The sequence below is a fragment of the Weissella sp. ESL1177 genome (assembly GCF_058107185.1).
In genome coordinates this window covers 1,000,649-1,016,778 of the sequence record NZ_CM176591.1, presented here as the reverse complement: position 1 = coordinate 1,016,778, position 16,130 = coordinate 1,000,649, and the positions used below count along the sequence as shown (strand labels likewise).

The following is a 16,130-nucleotide window of genomic DNA, read 5'->3' as shown; positions in this document are numbered from 1 at the left end:
AAGGATGTGGATCATATTGGCAATCTGGAAAATTTTTTGAGTGCTGTCAAGGTGGAAAAAATATATGTCCCAATGGGGATGCAAACACAAGCATCATTTAAGAAAAAAACAAAAAAGTATCTACAGACAGGTGGCCAAATTATACCTGTTTTAGCTGGTAAAAAAATCACAAAAGATATTCAAGTATGTCATCCAATGAAAGGTGGTCAGGGAGAAAATGATGATTCTATTGCGTTGTATGCTAATTTTAATGGTTTAAATTTAATACTAACAGGTGATTTGTCTAAGGCTGGTGAAGAACAGATTCTCAAAAAATTTCAATTGCCACAAATTAAAATTTTAAAATTTGGTCATCATGGATCAAAAACAAGTACAGCTGACAAGTTTGTAAAGCAATTAAAACCAGAGATTGGGATCGTTTCAGCCGGGTTAAATAATCGTTATGGACACCCGAATAAAGAAACATTACGGACAGCGAATAAATATCATATTCAGGTTTATAATACTGCAGAGCGAGGAATGATTAAAATCAGTTGGTCTTTTTTTAATTGTTATCGTGTACATTGTATGATAGATGCAAAATAATTGGTGGGCAGAACTTGATAGACGTGCTATCTTAGAGTAACAAGATAAAATGAGAGGGGATGTTGTTTTGACCGTAACTTTATCAGATGTCATAAACGATGTACAGACAGGGCAACTACAACCAATTTATTTCATACAAGGCCAAGACCAATACTTGCTTGATTTAGTGAAAAAACAATTTTTGAGCATTATTCAACCGGCAGATCGTACCTTAAATCTAGCCCAATTTGATTTAACAGAAGTGCCATTGAGTTTAGCAATTGATGATGCAAAATCAGTGCCTTTTTTTGGTAATCGCCGGGTAGTTATGATTGATAAACCTTATTTTTTAACGGGCGAACACGTTAAAAGTAATTTAGAACATCATGTTGAGGATTTAGTAGATTATATAAAACAACCGGAACCACAAACCATTTTAATAATTTTTGCACCTTATAATAAGTTAGATAATCGTAAAAAATTAACCAAAATGCTGAAAGAGAAAACAAGGTATCTTTCATTTGTTAATCTAAATGAAAAAGACATTGCTCAGTTTATTAATGGGCACCTACAAAAACAAGGTTATCAGATAACAAATGATGCACAACAAACTTTATTACGATTAACGAACGCATCATTGACCCAAATAATGTCAGAATTAGACAAATTAATGCTCTATACAGTTGACACGAAGCAAATTTTAGTGACAGATGTGAATGCAGTTGTTACGCATACATTAACTGAAAATGTTTTTGATTTAATAGATTGTCTGTTAAAGGGACAGTTAACTCGTGCTGTTAATTTATATCATGAGTTATTAGTTAGTGGTGAGGAACCACTCCGATTACATGGTGCATTAATAGGTCAATTTCGTTTATTGTTGCAAGTTAAATCTAGTTCAAAAAGTGAAAAAGGGACAGCGACAGCATTAAAGGTCCATCCGTATCGTGTAAAGTTGGCACGACAGATTGTGCGAAATTTTAGTTACGTACGATTATCACAGGCTTTTTTGGGATTAGTTAATATGGAAGAACAGTTAAAATCAACAGCTCGGGACCCTGAATTATTATTTGAATTATTTGTTTTGAAATATAAAAAACAAATGATCAATTAAAAAACTTGCATAAGAACAACTATTTTAGTATGATATTAAGAGTGCATTAGCACAGGACCTTTTACTATGTTTGACGCTTCACCGTCGTCATACGTTGTTTAAGGCGACTATTATGAAAGGTGGATATCCAACAATGGCTATTTCTGCAGAACGCAAGAATGAAATCATTAATGAGTTCGCTCGTCACGAAGGTGATACTGGTTCAGTTGAAGTTCAAGTAGCAGTATTAACTGCTGATATTAACGAATTGAACGCACACATGTCAGAACACAAGCATGACTTTCACTCACAACGTGGCTTGATGAAGAAAATCGGTCACCGTCGTAACTTATTACGTTACCTACGTAACAATGATGTACAACGTTACCGTGAATTGATTCAGAAGCTTGGTTTGCGTCGTTAATATAAACTATTAGAGACGTTTGTTATTTGACATTTATCATCGGAGGGAAAAGCGATGCCAATTATTGAGTCATCAATCCAACGTGCCCGATTGAATAAGGTGCAACGTGAACGTAATATTTCACAATTAAGTGCATACCGTACTGAAGTGAAAAAGTTCCGTGTTGCTGCTGAAGCTGGTCAAGATAACTTGCAAGAGTTATTTGCATCAGCCTCATCAGCAATTGATCGTGCCGCATCAAAGGGCTTGATTGCTAAGAATAAGGCTTCACGTGATAAGTCACGTTTGGCTTCATTGTTGAACAAGTAATATTTATTACAAATTAGACAATATAAAAAGAGCTAGTAGCATATTGCTGCTGGCTCTTTTTGCCTATATAATAATTATTCATATTATAAATGTGTATCGTATGGCAAAAAACAATTAATAATATTTAAAAATAATGATAAATGACTTACTGGTTTTCTAGCAAGGTCTTATGTGGTAGTATTGTATTAAACATTTAAACGTTGGGTGTATCACTAAACCCGTGAAATACAATGAGAATAGGAAGATTATGGCAACTACATTAGACATTATGCCGTTTGGTGGTGTACGTGAAAATGGAATGAACATGTACGCTGTGACGGTTGATGAAGATATATTTATTTTGGATGCAGGGTTAAAATACCCGGAGAGTGATTTGTTAGGGGTTGACGTAGTCATCCCGGATTATGCTTATTTAGTTGAACATGCTGACAATGTGGCAGGTATTTTTTTGACACACGGTCATGCTGATGCTATTGGTGCATTACCCTATTTGTTATCAGAATTACGTGTACCAGTGTTTGGTTCTGAATTGACTATTGAATTAGCAAAGTTAGCAGTTCATAACGAAACAAAACTAAAAGACTATGATGATTACCATGTCGTACGCGGTAACTCTGAAGTACGCTTTGGTAACGTAACCGTTTCTTTTTTTGAAACAACGCACACTATTCCTGAATCTTTAGGTATTGTTCTTGAAACATCCGTTGGACAAGTTGTTTATACGGGTGATTTTAAATTTGATACAACAGCTTTGCCATATTATCGCACAGACTTAATGCGGTTAGCAGAAATTGGGCAAAAGGGTATCGTCGCTTTGTTAGCAGATGCAGCTGGTACAGCCAATTTTGGTATGCCAGATCATGAATCAGACTTGGGTGACTATATTTTAGAGAATTTTCATCTTCACCAATCAGGTCGTATTATTGTTGCAGCAGTCGCATCAAATATACAGCGTATTCAACAAGTGATTGATGCAGCATATAAGGTTGGTCGCAAAGTCGTTATTTCAGGAAATGATTTAGAACGGGTTGTTCGAACAGCACTACGTTTGAAAAAGCTTATTTTACCAATCCCTGAAAATGAGATGTTTGTTTCACTTAAGAATCTATCTAAATTACCTGCAGATGAGACGGTTATTTTAGAAACTGGTCGAATGGGAGAACCAATTAGACATCTGCAACGGATTGCGCATGGTGATGATCGTAATATTAAAATTCAACCGGGTGACCTCGTGTTTATTACAACCACACCATCAACAGCGATGGAAGGTTACGTCGCAAGAACACGTGATATGTTATTCCGTGCGGGTGCAACGGTAAAACAAATTTCAACAGATAAAAAATCATCGGGACATGGCTCAAAAGAAGATTTTCAATTACTCTTAAATCTACTGAAGCCACAAAATGTTATCCCTATACAAGGTGAATACCGTGTTTTAAATGCTGCATATCATGCTGCAGAGCAAGTTGGATATGATGATGATCATGTATTTTTACTTGCTAAAGGCGATAGACTACGATGGAATGGTGAAAAATTCTATTTGGGTGGCTCAATTCAAGTGACCTCAACAATGATTGATGGTTCTGGCATCGGAGATATTGGTTCGATTGTTTTGAATGATCGGCGTATCCTATCGGAAGACGGGGTCTTTATCGCAGTCATTACCATTGATCGTAAGAAGAAAAAGGTTATTGCTCCTGCCAAAGTTGACTCTCGCGGATTTGTCTACATTAAGGCATCACGTGATTTAATGCATGAGGCAGCTGAATTAGTTGAACAAACTGTCACTGATGGTGTGAAGAATTCAAAAGATTTTGATTGGGGTAATCTAAAAAATGCTGTTCGGGATGCTTTAGGCAAATTCTTGTTTGAAAAAACACGACGTAAACCAGTTATTTTACCGGTTATTATGGAGGCAAATCAAAATGGTCGTCGGCGTCGGCGAACAACAGCGCACCAAGGTAATAAATCAAAAATAACTGGTGTTAAACCTGCAAAAAAGCAAAATAATAAAAAGAAATCTGTTAAGCATACAGAAACTAAAACTGTGACAAATAAGTCAGATCATCAAAGAAAAAGAAAAAATAATGGTCAGGATAAACACGCTCATAAGCAGGTAGAAGTGAAATAGATTTTTAGATAGTTAGGGATTCTTTTTTGTTTAACAATGGTTAAACGAATCAGAATCTTTTGTTGTTTCAGAGGAAATAATATGACAGATGAATTTAATCAACAGCAGCAATATACAATGCTTGTTAAGCAAGCAAAAAAATATATGAATGATCAATCAATAGACCAAGCAATTAGTCGTTTGATGGCAGCTTATAAAATAAGGCAAACAAGTGAGATTAATCATTTAATTGTGACGTTATTAATTGCACAAGGGCAATATCAAGAAGCACAACTGTATGCTGATGAATATGTAGAGACATATACTAACGAACAAAAAGATGTCGAATTATACTTGAATTTAACATTGCATAATCAGTATTTTTTAGTGGCTAGAGAATTTTTAACAAATTTGTCAATTGACAAGCAGCCACATTTCAAACAAAAAATCATAGACTCTGAAGAGATATACCGATTAAAACAACAAAAAACAATGGCAACAATTGCGCGTCAGTTTTACCATCTAGGTGATGGTAATATGGCAGAACAACAAAAAACACTGTTATTAGCCAATAAATTACCATTAACCGAGTATTTAACTGGTGCTAAATTTGTTTTACAAGATCCATTTTTAGCACAAATTTCAAGGACGACCGTATTAGATCAGTTGAGAAGACTAGCGATTGCTGAAGAAGTTGTCATGCTTAATTTGGATGGCAAATTAAAAACATATGTACCAGTTGATTTATTAGCTCTTGAGAAAAGTAATATTTATCAAAATATTGTTAACAAATTGTATGACCAAGCGAAACAAATTGGTTCAGATATGGTTTATGGACTAATTGAGCAAGCACGGTTGATGTTAATGATGGCCTATCCCGACTTAGATTTGGTTGTTAAGGATATTGATAGTTGGGTTGCAGGTTTAATTGCAACAACATTTGGTAATCCAATGCCATCAGAACCGCAAAATCAGGCAGATTGGCGTAATAAACTCCAAAATAAGTTGCTTGAGAGCTTTAGTGAGCAAAAAAATTAATACAAGAATAAAAATAAGTAAAAAATATTTACAAAAATAGGGAAGTTATATATAATAATTTCAGTCTCATAAATAGAGAATTAAAAAGATTTTCGTATCTTATTGTTTAAGTTACTGAGTATATGTAGTATACTTATACTAAGCAATGAGGTTGATATTAATCAACATGCGAATAATAGGAGGACAAGCTTTTGGCTAAGGAAAATTACGAGCGCACTAAGCCGCACGTTAATATTGGAACTATTGGACACGTCGACCATGGTAAGACTACGTTGACTGCCGCTATCTCAAAGGTACTATCAGATAAGGGATTGGCTAAGCAAGAAGACTTTGCTTCAATCGATGCTGCTCCTGAAGAGCGTGAACGTGGAATTACGATCAACACTGCTCACATTGAGTATGAGACAGAAGCACGTCACTATGCTCACATCGATGCACCTGGTCACGCGGACTACGTTAAGAACATGATTACTGGTGCTGCTCAAATGGATGGTGCTATCTTGGTTGTTGCTGCAACTGATGGTCCTATGCCACAAACTCGTGAGCACATTTTGTTGGCTCGCCAAGTTGGTGTTAACTACCTTGTAGTATTCTTGAACAAGACTGACCTAGTTGATGATGATGAATTGATCGACCTTGTTGAGATGGAAGTTCGTGAATTGTTGTCAGAATACGATTTCCCTGGGGATGATATTCCAGTTATCCGTGGTTCAGCTTTGAAGGCTTTGGAAGGTGATCCTGAACAAGTTAAGGTTATCGAAGAGTTAATGGATACTGTTGACTCATACATTCCAACACCAGTTCGTGATACTGACAAGCCATTCTTGATGCCAGTTGAAGACGTATTTACGATTACAGGTCGTGGTACTGTTGCTTCAGGTCGTATCGATCGTGGAACTATTAAGTTGAATGAAGAAGTTGAAATTGTTGGTTTGAAGGAAGATGTTCGTAAGACAGTTGTTACTGGTATCGAAATGTTCCGTAAGACTATGCAACAAGGTGAAGCCGGTGATAACATTGGTGCATTGTTGCGTGGTGTTGATCGTAAAGAAATTGAGCGTGGTCAAGTTTTGGCTAAGCCTGGTTCAATTCAAACACACACGAAGTTCTTGGCCGAAGTTTATGTTTTGACCAAAGAAGAAGGTGGTCGTCATACACCATTCTTTACTAACTACCGTCCACAATTCTACTTCCACACAACTGATGTTACTGGTGTTGTTGAATTACCTGAAGGTGTTGAGATGGTTATGCCTGGTGATAACGTCACATTCGATATCGAATTGATTGCACCAGTTGCCATTGAAAAGGGATTGAAGTTTACTGTTCGTGAAGGTGGCCGTACTGTTGGTGCCGGAACAGTTTCAGAAATCATCGACTAATTTTAATTAGTGTTTGGTTTATGTATCAAAAAGAGAGTTATTTCGGTTATTGGTCAAATTGTACTGATAGCAGAATTATTTAATTAAATAGCTTAAACATTAAGCAGCTGAATTTTTCATAAATTTAGTTGCTTTTTGTCTGTAGCTTTGCGAATAAAAACTATCTTTGAAGGCAATTAATATGCGCAAACGAAACATTTTAAAGTTTCGAAAACCATAGGCAGTCCGTTTAATGGCTTTAATTTTGTTATTAGCCCCTTCAACGGGACCGTTTGAGAACGGGTAAATAAAACTGTTTTTAATTTCTGGTAGGTGCTTACGCAAGGTCCGTTGGGCCTTTTTCATAGTTTCTGGCAAATGTTGGAAACGAGTTTCTTGCGTATTTGTTGTAACAGCTATTTGCAGTTGTTCAAAATCTTTATATCGTACGGCGTAAAGGATGTCTTGATAAAAATTATAAGCTGAACGTAGCTCTGGTGATAAGGTTAATAATCGATCGATGACCTCTTGATCGGTTAAATAAGCATAACGATAGTTTCGACGCTTTCGAAAATCAGTATAATTCAAAGTGGTTTCATCTTTCAAAAGCAGTTTCCAATATCGCTTTAACTGGCGATAAGCTCGTGAATCTGTACCATAGGATTTCATCGTTTGGATACGTGTTTGGTTTAATGCACGGTAAACTTGTGTGACAACATGAAATCTGTCGGCGATGATTTGAGCGTGTGGAAACAAGTCATGAATTATATTGCGATAAGGACTAAATAAATCAACGGTAATGGTTTTAACAGCAGCACGCGCTGCTGCTGAATATTGCTCAAAGTAATGGCGAAGACTATGATCGCCACGTTCACGCATGATATCTAATACGCGGTAGGTTGTACTGTCCATTAAAATCATGCTCATACCACTATTTTCCGCAAAGTTACCAGACTTAAAATCATCAAAAGCAATATGCTGAGGTAGATAATGAAAACTTGTTTTGTTGTAAGTAAAGAGTCCTTGCGCTTGACGCATCACAGTGTGTGATGAAATGTTATAGGCTTGGGCGATATGTTTTTGGCTAACATTTTCACTTAACTCCATGGCAGCTGCTTGTTTAACATTCGTCATGATATGATCACCTGATTTAATATCAGAAAATTCAGCTAGTGCTGTTCGATGACATTGTGGGCAGATGTATTTTTGTTTGCGAATCGCTAGCTGATTAAATATATTGGCAGCACGAGAGGCGATATGTTGGACGAATTTCATGCCATTCTTATTCATTAAACAAGCACAATGTGGACAATAATTATCATAAGATAATTTCAAATGCCAAATTTGTTGTCGAACGCCATTTTTTAAGACCGTGGTCATCACCTCCGAGGCTTGATCATCTAATTCAATACGTGTGTCTTTAATTCCGAGTAAAATCTTGATATACTTATCCATGTTAGAGGTCCTTTCAAAGGGATTTTGTGAGACAGACTAGTGGCTGCTGGTCTGTTTTTTTGTGTTTATAAATGAATTATACAAAAACAACAAAAAAAGCACTAATGACTAATCTGTCAGATTAGCTATCAGTACCAAATATTGTAGAACCGTTATTTCATCTTTGATGTGATAACTCTCTTTTTTGAATTTTAGACATAAATCTTATATAATTTACAATGAGATACTTTGTGGTGAAGGAATATTTTATTGTCAAAATAATGGCTTTCCGATATACTTATTAGGTATGTAAAGATAATTTAAGTCGTAAATAGTGTTTAACTAACGACTATTGGAGGAATAAACATGGCAAATGCAGTTTTCACTAAGGGTGAAGGCAACAAGGGAACAATTAAATTTGAAGTTCCTGTTGATGTATACGAAAAGGGAATTGATGCGGCATTTAATGATGTGAAGAAACAAATCAGTGTTCCTGGTTTTCGTAAAGGTAAGATGCCTAAGCAGGTATTTTTCCAAATGTATGGTGAAGAGTCATTGTACCAAGATGCTCTGAACAAAGTTTTGCCAGATGTTTATGGTGAGGCTGTTTCAGAAACTGGTGCAATTACTGTTGGACAACCTAAAATTGAAGCACAATCAATGAATAAGGGTGAAACTTGGGTCTTGACAGCCGAAGTTGAATTAGCTCCTGAAATTGAACTAGGTCAATATAAGGGTGTTGAAGTACCTGCATCTGATACATCAGTTTCTGATGCGGATGTTGACGAAGAACTTGCCAATATGCAACAAGGTCAATCTGAACTTGTATTAGTTGATGAAGCTGCTAAGAATGGTGATACTGTTGTTATTGATTTTGATGGTTCAGTTGACGGTGTACATTTCGATGGTGGTAAAGCCGATAACTATTCATTAGAATTAGGTTCAGGTTCATTTATTCCTGGCTTTGAAGAACAATTGGTTGGTGCAAAAGCTGAAGATAAAATCGATGTTAAAGTTACTTTCCCAGAAGATTATCAGGCAGCTGATTTAGCTGGTAAAGAAGCTATCTTTGAAGTAACTGTTCATGAAGTTAAGACAAAAGAAGTGCCTGCACTTGATGATGAATTTGCTAAGGATGTTGATGAAGAAGTTGAAACTTTGGCTGAATTAAAGGACAAAGTTAAGACTCGTTTGGCAGATCAAAAAGCAACTGCGGCAAAGGAAGCAAAAGAAGATGCTGCCGTTGCTGCCGCAGTAGATAATGCCAAAGTTGTTGGTGATGAAATTCCAGCATCAATGATTGATGAAGATGTTCACCGTCAAATGAATCAAATGTTTGCTTCAATGCAACAACAAGGTATTTCTCCAGAGCTATACTACCAAATCACAGGTACTTCTGAAGATGATCTTCACAAGCAATATGAGGAAGGTGCAGAGCGTCGTGTAAAGACAAACTTAGTATTAGAAGCTATTGTTAAGGCAGAAGATATTAAGCCATCTGCTGAAGATATTGCAGCTGAGGTTAAGTCATTAGCTGAAGCTTACAATATGGAAGAGGATGCTGTCCGTAACGCCTTGTCAGATGATATGTTGGCACATGATATTGCAATTAAATCAGTCGTTGACTTAATTGTCGCTGAAGCAGTTGAAGCCTAAATAGTCGTTTTAACAAAAAAAGGTTAGACTTCTTTTGAAGTCTAACCTTTTTAGCTTTTTCCAGTAACGGAATTTTGATACAATATTTACTGTATGATAACTATAACGAATATAATTTTTAGGAGGTTGGACAGTGTTTAATACAACTGACAGCTCGAATGGCATTGCATACTGTTCATTTTGTGGCAAGCCCTCTACTGAGGTAAAAAAGTTGATTGCAGGGCCAGGCGTGTATATTTGTAATGAATGTGTTGCACTAGCCCAAGATATTATCAACGAAGATATGCAACAAGATGCGATGGCACGGACGTTGACACTTAAGACGCCACGTGAAATAGTTGATAATTTAAATGAGTATGTTATTGGACAAAATGATGCCAAGCATACATTAGCAGTAGCCGTTTATAATCATTATAAACGTGTTAATGCAAAATTAACCGGTGATACGGGTATAGAGGGTGTTGATCTTCAAAAATCAAATATTGCCGTCATTGGACCAACTGGTTCAGGAAAGACATACATTGCACAATCAATGGCCAAGTTATTGAATGTGCCATTTGCAATTGCAGATGCGACCACACTGACTGAAGCAGGTTATGTTGGAGAAGATGTTGAAAATATTTTATTGAAGCTTATTCAAGCTGCGGATTATGATGTTGAGCGTGCTGAAACCGGAATTATTTATATTGATGAAATAGATAAGATCGCTAAAAAAGCTGAAAATGTTTCAATTACACGCGATGTTTCTGGTGAAGGGGTCCAACAAGCTTTGTTAAAGATGTTGGAAGGAACAATTGCCAATGTACCACCTCAAGGTGGGCGTAAGCATCCAAATCAAGAATTTATTCAAATTGATACGACAAATATTCTATTTATTGTTGGTGGCGCCTTTGCAGGTATTGAACAGATGGTTAAAGAGCGTTTGGGTGCAAAAGTGATTGGTTTTGGGACAGATGCCAAAACGCAGAAATTACAAAAGTCAGATAAATCAATCATGCAACAAGTGTTACCGGAAGATTTAATGAATTTCGGTTTGATACCGGAGTTTATTGGTCGTTTACCAATATTAACAGCGTTAGAAGAGTTAACAGAAGCTGATTTGGTTCGTATCCTAACAGAGCCTAAAAATGCTTTAGTTAAACAATACCAGGCATTAATGGCGTTAGAGGGTGTTGATCTGAAGTTTACTGAAGATGCATTAAAGGCAATGGCACACCTAGCCATTGAACGAGAAACAGGTGCTCGTGGTCTACGTTCAATTATTGAAGAAGTTATGCGTGATGTGATGTTCGACATACCTTCACGTGATGAAGTAACTGGTGTTGTGATCAATGAAGGGGCTGTCCTTCGTCATGAAGAACCAGAATTAATAATAGAATAGTTGAGGAAAAAGATGGAAGTTCATCAAGTTGAAATGGTGATGTCAGCTGTACGTGAAGCACAATACCCAACCGATGGCTTGCCTGAGGTAGCGTTTGTTGGTCGTTCAAATGTTGGTAAGTCGTCATTAACCAACGTTCTAATCAATCGTAAAGCTTTTGCTCGTACATCTTCACAACCTGGTAAGACGCAAACGCTGAACTTTTATAAAGTTGAAAACCAAATATTCTTTGTCGATGTCCCTGGTTATGGCTATGCGAAAGTGTCAAAAAAGGCACGTGAAGACTTTGCAATAATGATAGGTGAGTATTTACGAAAAAGGCAACCTTTAGAGGGCATTATCCAACTCGTTGATGCGCGACATTTACCTTCAAAAGAAGATGTTGAAATGTATAATTGGCTAATTTCTGACGATATTGGTTTACCCGTATTGGTTGTTGCAACAAAGGCAGATAAAATTTCACGTGGTAAGTGGAATAAAGTTGAGGCAGATATTAAGCGTAGTTTGCAATTTAATGAAGAATTATCTGACTTTGAAATTTTTTCAGCAGAAACAAAATTTGGTAAAGAAAATATTTGGGATTGGTTAGAGGCACGAATGCTAGATGGAAGTGATTTTAACCCAGATGATTTTGAATAATTAAACAACAGGTACTAAGTTTAATCATAAACAGGGAGAATTGATGTCGTTTCTCAGTTAATGGTAAAATTTAAGGCCTGTTTTTTATTAACAGGTTATTTTATCTATGATGTTATTAATTGATTAAGCATAAGCTGAATACCAAATTTATTTTTGATATACTAAGAAATAATAATATTTAAATGGAGGTTACAAAGATGGCTGCGAAAACACGCTTTAAAGGAACTATTTTAGGTAAGGACTTAACAATTACATCAAATGAATCACAGGCTCATATGAAGGCAGTTTTTGATTTGGCAAACTCACAATTAGAGAAGATGCAAGAAGCTGCACCAAAGTTAGATAATGATCAATTATTGATGTTATTAGCGATTAATGCACTATCAGATCAGTTAACGATGCAGATTAAAAAGGATGCGAAGGATTAATGATATTTTTTTCTTGGATCATCATTGGATTATTAGCCTTAGCAATGGTACATGGATACCGTCTGGGATTAGTTCGTAGTTTGACAATGTTGGTTGGTAGAATAGTTGTCTATACATTCGCAATCCTATTGGCACATAGATTTGGTAGTTGGCTCTATAATGCGTTTGTTAATGGTTTTTCGGTAAGCTGGACCGCAACTGATGTACCTGCTAGTGCGACAAACCAGCCAGGAGAATTTTTAGCTTCAGGGATTGCATTTACCATTATAATTTTATTAGGTATGTCAGTTGTTAAAGCAATTGAACGGAGTTTACGATTCATTAATAAAGTGCCGATACTGAGCACAGTAAATCGATTAGGTGGTTTAATTGTTTTTGGATTAATTGTTTATGTAGAAATTTTTTTCTTTCTACAATTCACACAAACATTAAATATTCCTTGGTATACAGAAAGTATGTCTAATTCAACAATTGCACAGCTAATATTAAATGATACGCCATATCTTTCTAATGCGGTCTATGATTGGTGGTTAATGTAAATAGAAAATTTTTAGTATGGAAGTGGGTAATTAAAATAACAAATGAATACAAAAATTTTAAAAACACTTGAGTATGATACGGTCAAAAATCAAATACGTCCTTTTTTATCGACCGTGGCAGGTGAACATGAATTATCAGCGTTGTTACCAACTGATAATGCTGGTACAATGCGTCAGTGGCTGGCCGAGACTGCTGATGCCAGTCGAGTGTTACGTTGGCAAGGTGGTATTCGTATTCCAAAGTTAGCAGATGTGAAACCACATCTACAACGATTGCGTATTGATGCTGCGTTAAGTGGTACAGAATTAGCACAAGTAGGTCGTGTTCTATTTACGACAGGTCAGATTAAAGTTTTTTTTGAGAATATTGTTGCTGATCGACAGGAAACGTTACCTGCCTTGGAAGTCTATTATAATCGGTTAGTTTTGTTACCAGAATTAACGAAACGTGTTAACACTGCGATTGATGGTGACGGTCGATTAACTGATGAAGCATCACCTGAATTACATCGTATTCGTCAATCAATCACAGGCACTGAAAATGCGATACGACAAAAGATGCAAGAATATACACGCGGAAAAACAGCACAGTATCTATCAGATCCGATTGTTACTATTCGCAATGATCGATATGTATTACCAGTAAAAGCAACGTATCGTCAAAAGTTTGGTGGTGTGGTCCATGATCAATCACAAACTGGGCAGACGCTTTATATTGAACCGGCTGATGTTGTCGACATGAATAACCGGTTACGTGAACATTATTTGAAGGAACGACAAGAAGAAGAACGGGTCTTGTTAGAAATTTCTTCATTACTGAAACCAGAAGTGGAGAATATTGAAAATAATGCTAAGGTACTGGGACATTTGGATTTTTTAAATGCTAAAGCACGTTACGCAGTTGAAATAAAAGCAATTGAGCCAGAATTTAGTTCTGAAAATCATGTTCGCTTGCTTAAAGCAAGACATCCATTGTTGAACTCTGAGAAAGTTGTGCCTAATGATATTATTATTGGTGAGGATTATAGTGCAATTATTGTCACTGGTCCAAATACAGGTGGAAAGACCATCACACTAAAAACATTGGGCTTGTTGCAGTTAATGGCACAGTCTGGCTTATTTATTCCAACTGCTGAGTATTCTACCGTTGGTATTTTCAAAGAAATTTATGCTGATATTGGGGATGAACAATCTATTGAACAATCACTGTCGACTTTTTCGTCTCATATGGTGAATACTATTGATATTTTGTCAGGTATTGATAAAGACTCATTAGTTTTATTTGATGAATTAGGTGCTGGAACTGATCCACAAGAAGGTGCAGCATTAGCGATGGCAATTTTAGATGCTGTTGGTGAAACGGGCGCTTATTCAGTTGCTACAACGCATTATCCAGAATTAAAAGTTTATGGATATAATCGATCAGATACTATTAATGCATCAATGGAATTTGATATTGATTCACTACGACCAACTTATAAATTCATGATTGGTGTGCCTGGTCGTTCAAATGCACTTGAAATTGCAAAAAGATTAGGATTGAGTAAACAGATTATTGATAATGCAGCAGCATTAACAACTGATGATTCGCAAGAATTGAATGATATGATTGCGGACTTGGTTTCTAGACGAAATGCAGTGTTAAAGCAGCAAGTTGAACTAACACAACAAATTGTTGAAAATCGACAATTGAAGAATGAGTATGAAGATAAATTCGATGCCATTGAACAGCAACGTGTCAAGTCAATAGATGATGCTAAAAAAGAAGCAAATCATATTGTTGCAGAAGCTCGACGTAAAACAGAAAAGATAATTGCTGATTTACACAGAATGGCTAGAGATGGTGCAACGATTAAAGAAAATAAAATTATGGATGCTAAGGGTGCCTTAAATGCGATGCATGAAGAACCTTCGGCAGCCAATAATAGAATTTTGCGTAAAGCTAAAAAGGCTAAACAGGAAGCATTATCAGTGGGTGATACTGTACTTGTACGTGAATATGGTCAACAAGGTACAATTATACGAAAAATGAAGGATGGTAAGTTTGAAGTCCAGCTTGGTATTTTAAAAATGGTTCTTTCAAATGACGAAATAGAAAAACAACAAACTGTTTTGTCTAGCAGTAATGTGGCACATCATCATAAAAAAAGTAAGAAATCACATATCAATACAAATAAGGCGATTAATCGTTCAGAAGCATCAGCTACATTAGATTTACGTGGTATTAGGTATGAACCAGCTATGGCTGAATTAGATCGTTTTATTGATAAGGCATTATTGAATAATTTATCTTCGGTCGAAATTATCCACGGTAAAGGTACTGGCGCTATTCGAAAAGGTGTGCAAGAATATTTGCGTTCGCATCGTCAAGTGCAATCGTTTAAATTTACAGGTCCAGACCAAGGGGCAACCTATGTTCAGTTAAGTTAGATATATCGACAAATTAACTTGTAAAGGTTATACTAACTATAAATAAGGAATTAGAGGGAGATGTTTTTTATGGCAGTTGTAGATATTAATGATGATAATTTTGTGTCAGAAACGGATAAGGGAGTGACTTTAACTGACTTCTGGGCTACTTGGTGTGGTCCTTGTCGTATGCAATCACCAGTTGTTGAAACTGTGTCAGAAAAGATGAATGATGTGAAGTTCACAAAAATGGACGTTGATGAAAACCCGGCGACGGCTCAAGAATTTGGTATTATGGCAATTCCAACTTTGTTAGTAAAAAAGGATGGTGAGGTTGTCGAACGCTTAACTGGATTTACACCAGCTCATCAACTTGAAGCTATCTTGGCAAAACATTTAGATTAAGTTTAGGAACTACTAATTAAACCCTAATGGTTAAATTAGTAGTTTTTTAATGATATGATTATTAGTGTTATTTGAAATAATATGATCTTATCGAATTTTATATTTATAGTTATTATCAACTGACCATTGACTTTGTTACTAAACATGTGTATTATAAATCGAGTTGGCAACAATATAATGGAAACATATTTGTTAATAAGTTTTATATAAAAAATTGTTGACAAATTGGTATGTTGTCTGTAATATAGATTAGGTTATCAGTAAGATAACGAAATGTTGATCATTGAAAACTGAATATCGTTTCGATGAAACAAATGTGTAGGGTCATCAAGCAATTTGCTTG

General features: G+C 36.0%; 15 protein-coding genes. 14 read left to right on the top strand and 1 reads right to left on the bottom strand.

From position 1 onward, the window contains the following. Nucleotides 1-6 precede the first annotated feature (6 nt). From AC3B5D_RS04860 to tuf, 7 genes are all read left to right on the top strand, one after another. Nucleotides 7-585: a ComEC/Rec2 family competence protein gene (locus tag AC3B5D_RS04860; RefSeq protein WP_489841191.1), complete on the top strand. Its 579-nt coding sequence runs from the start codon at nt 7-9 to the stop codon at nt 583-585. A gap of 67 nt (nt 586-652) precedes the next feature. Beyond that, entirely contained in the window at nt 653-1,678 is a 1,026-nt protein-coding gene (gene holA, locus AC3B5D_RS04855; RefSeq protein WP_489841120.1) for a DNA polymerase III subunit delta, read from the top strand. 133 nt (nt 1,679-1,811) lie between these two features. Next, nucleotides 1,812-2,081, top strand: coding sequence for a 30S ribosomal protein S15 (gene rpsO, locus AC3B5D_RS04850; protein WP_489841192.1), 270 nt, complete (start codon nt 1,812-1,814; stop codon nt 2,079-2,081). Between the two features lie 54 nt (nt 2,082-2,135). Then, nucleotides 2,136-2,390: a 30S ribosomal protein S20 gene (rpsT, locus tag AC3B5D_RS04845; RefSeq protein WP_489841121.1), complete on the top strand. Its 255-nt coding sequence runs from the start codon at nt 2,136-2,138 to the stop codon at nt 2,388-2,390. Nucleotides 2,391-2,637: 247 nt separating this feature from the next. Beyond that, on the top strand, nt 2,638-4,521 hold the full coding sequence (locus AC3B5D_RS04840; protein WP_489841122.1) for a ribonuclease J: 1,884 nt from the start codon (nt 2,638-2,640) through the stop codon (nt 4,519-4,521). 81 nt (nt 4,522-4,602) lie between these two features. Continuing rightward, on the top strand, nt 4,603-5,538 hold the full coding sequence (locus AC3B5D_RS04835) for a hypothetical protein (RefSeq protein ID WP_489841123.1): 936 nt from the start codon (nt 4,603-4,605) through the stop codon (nt 5,536-5,538). Between the two features lie 191 nt (nt 5,539-5,729). Then, complete coding sequence (gene tuf, locus AC3B5D_RS04830) at nt 5,730-6,917, top strand: elongation factor Tu (protein ID WP_489841124.1); 1,188 nt, start codon at nt 5,730-5,732, stop codon at nt 6,915-6,917. 99 nt (nt 6,918-7,016) lie between these two features. Here the strand turns inward: tuf and AC3B5D_RS04825 are convergent, their stop codons facing one another. After that, nucleotides 7,017-8,351, bottom strand: a complete 1,335-nt coding sequence (locus AC3B5D_RS04825; protein WP_489839388.1) for an ISL3 family transposase — start codon at nt 8,349-8,351, stop codon at nt 7,017-7,019. A 345-nt stretch (nt 8,352-8,696) separates the two neighbouring features. On the opposite strand from AC3B5D_RS04825, the gene tig reads away from it, so the two are divergent. The 7 genes from tig to trxA all read left to right on the top strand — a co-directional run bounded on the left by tig (nt 8,697) and on the right by trxA (nt 15,787). Then, a complete protein-coding gene (gene tig / locus AC3B5D_RS04820) occupies nt 8,697-9,986 on the top strand; it encodes a trigger factor (protein WP_489841125.1) in 1,290 nt (429 codons plus the stop codon). Between the two features lie 133 nt (nt 9,987-10,119). After that, complete coding sequence (gene clpX, locus AC3B5D_RS04815; RefSeq protein ID WP_489841126.1) at nt 10,120-11,367, top strand: ATP-dependent Clp protease ATP-binding subunit ClpX; 1,248 nt, start codon at nt 10,120-10,122, stop codon at nt 11,365-11,367. Between the two features lie 12 nt (nt 11,368-11,379). After that, a complete protein-coding gene (yihA, locus tag AC3B5D_RS04810; RefSeq protein WP_489841127.1) occupies nt 11,380-12,006 on the top strand; it encodes a ribosome biogenesis GTP-binding protein YihA/YsxC in 627 nt (208 codons plus the stop codon). Between the two features lie 197 nt (nt 12,007-12,203). After that, nucleotides 12,204-12,434, top strand: coding sequence for a cell division protein ZapA (zapA, locus tag AC3B5D_RS04805; protein ID WP_489841128.1), 231 nt, complete (start codon nt 12,204-12,206; stop codon nt 12,432-12,434). Then, the gene (locus tag AC3B5D_RS04800) at nt 12,434-12,973 is read left to right on the top strand and encodes a CvpA family protein (protein ID WP_489841129.1); all 540 of its coding nucleotides are present in this window, start codon (nt 12,434-12,436) and stop codon (nt 12,971-12,973) included. Before zapA ends, AC3B5D_RS04800 begins: the two co-directional genes overlap by 1 nt. A 42-nt stretch (nt 12,974-13,015) precedes the next feature. After that, nucleotides 13,016-15,403 carry an endonuclease MutS2 gene (locus tag AC3B5D_RS04795; protein ID WP_489841130.1) on the top strand — a complete coding sequence of 796 codons (2,388 nt, stop codon included), beginning with the start codon at nt 13,016-13,018 and terminating at the stop codon, nt 15,401-15,403. A 69-nt stretch (nt 15,404-15,472) separates the two neighbouring features. Next, on the top strand, nt 15,473-15,787 hold the full coding sequence (gene trxA / locus AC3B5D_RS04790) for a thioredoxin (RefSeq protein ID WP_489841131.1): 315 nt from the start codon (nt 15,473-15,475) through the stop codon (nt 15,785-15,787). Nucleotides 15,788-16,130 lie beyond the last annotated feature (343 nt).

What these genes read in the sequence shown, in the direction of transcription:
- rpsO (WP_489841192.1), top strand. Translation starts at nt 1,812, where the DNA reads ATGGCTATTTCTGCAGAACGCAAGAATGAAATCATTAATGAGTTCGCT.
- AC3B5D_RS04825 (WP_489839388.1), bottom strand. Translation starts at nt 8,351, where the DNA reads ATGGATAAGTATATCAAGATTTTACTCGGAATTAAAGACACACGTATT.
- AC3B5D_RS04795 (WP_489841130.1), top strand. Translation starts at nt 13,016, where the DNA reads ATGAATACAAAAATTTTAAAAACACTTGAGTATGATACGGTCAAAAAT.
- zapA (WP_489841128.1), top strand. Translation starts at nt 12,204, where the DNA reads ATGGCTGCGAAAACACGCTTTAAAGGAACTATTTTAGGTAAGGACTTA.
- trxA (WP_489841131.1), top strand. Translation starts at nt 15,473, where the DNA reads ATGGCAGTTGTAGATATTAATGATGATAATTTTGTGTCAGAAACGGAT.
- rpsT (WP_489841121.1), top strand. Translation starts at nt 2,136, where the DNA reads ATGCCAATTATTGAGTCATCAATCCAACGTGCCCGATTGAATAAGGTG.
- AC3B5D_RS04800 (WP_489841129.1), top strand. Translation starts at nt 12,434, where the DNA reads ATGATATTTTTTTCTTGGATCATCATTGGATTATTAGCCTTAGCAATG.
- yihA (WP_489841127.1), top strand. Translation starts at nt 11,380, where the DNA reads ATGGAAGTTCATCAAGTTGAAATGGTGATGTCAGCTGTACGTGAAGCA.
- tig (WP_489841125.1), top strand. Translation starts at nt 8,697, where the DNA reads ATGGCAAATGCAGTTTTCACTAAGGGTGAAGGCAACAAGGGAACAATT.
- AC3B5D_RS04835 (WP_489841123.1), top strand. Translation starts at nt 4,603, where the DNA reads ATGACAGATGAATTTAATCAACAGCAGCAATATACAATGCTTGTTAAG.
- AC3B5D_RS04840 (WP_489841122.1), top strand. Translation starts at nt 2,638, where the DNA reads ATGGCAACTACATTAGACATTATGCCGTTTGGTGGTGTACGTGAAAAT.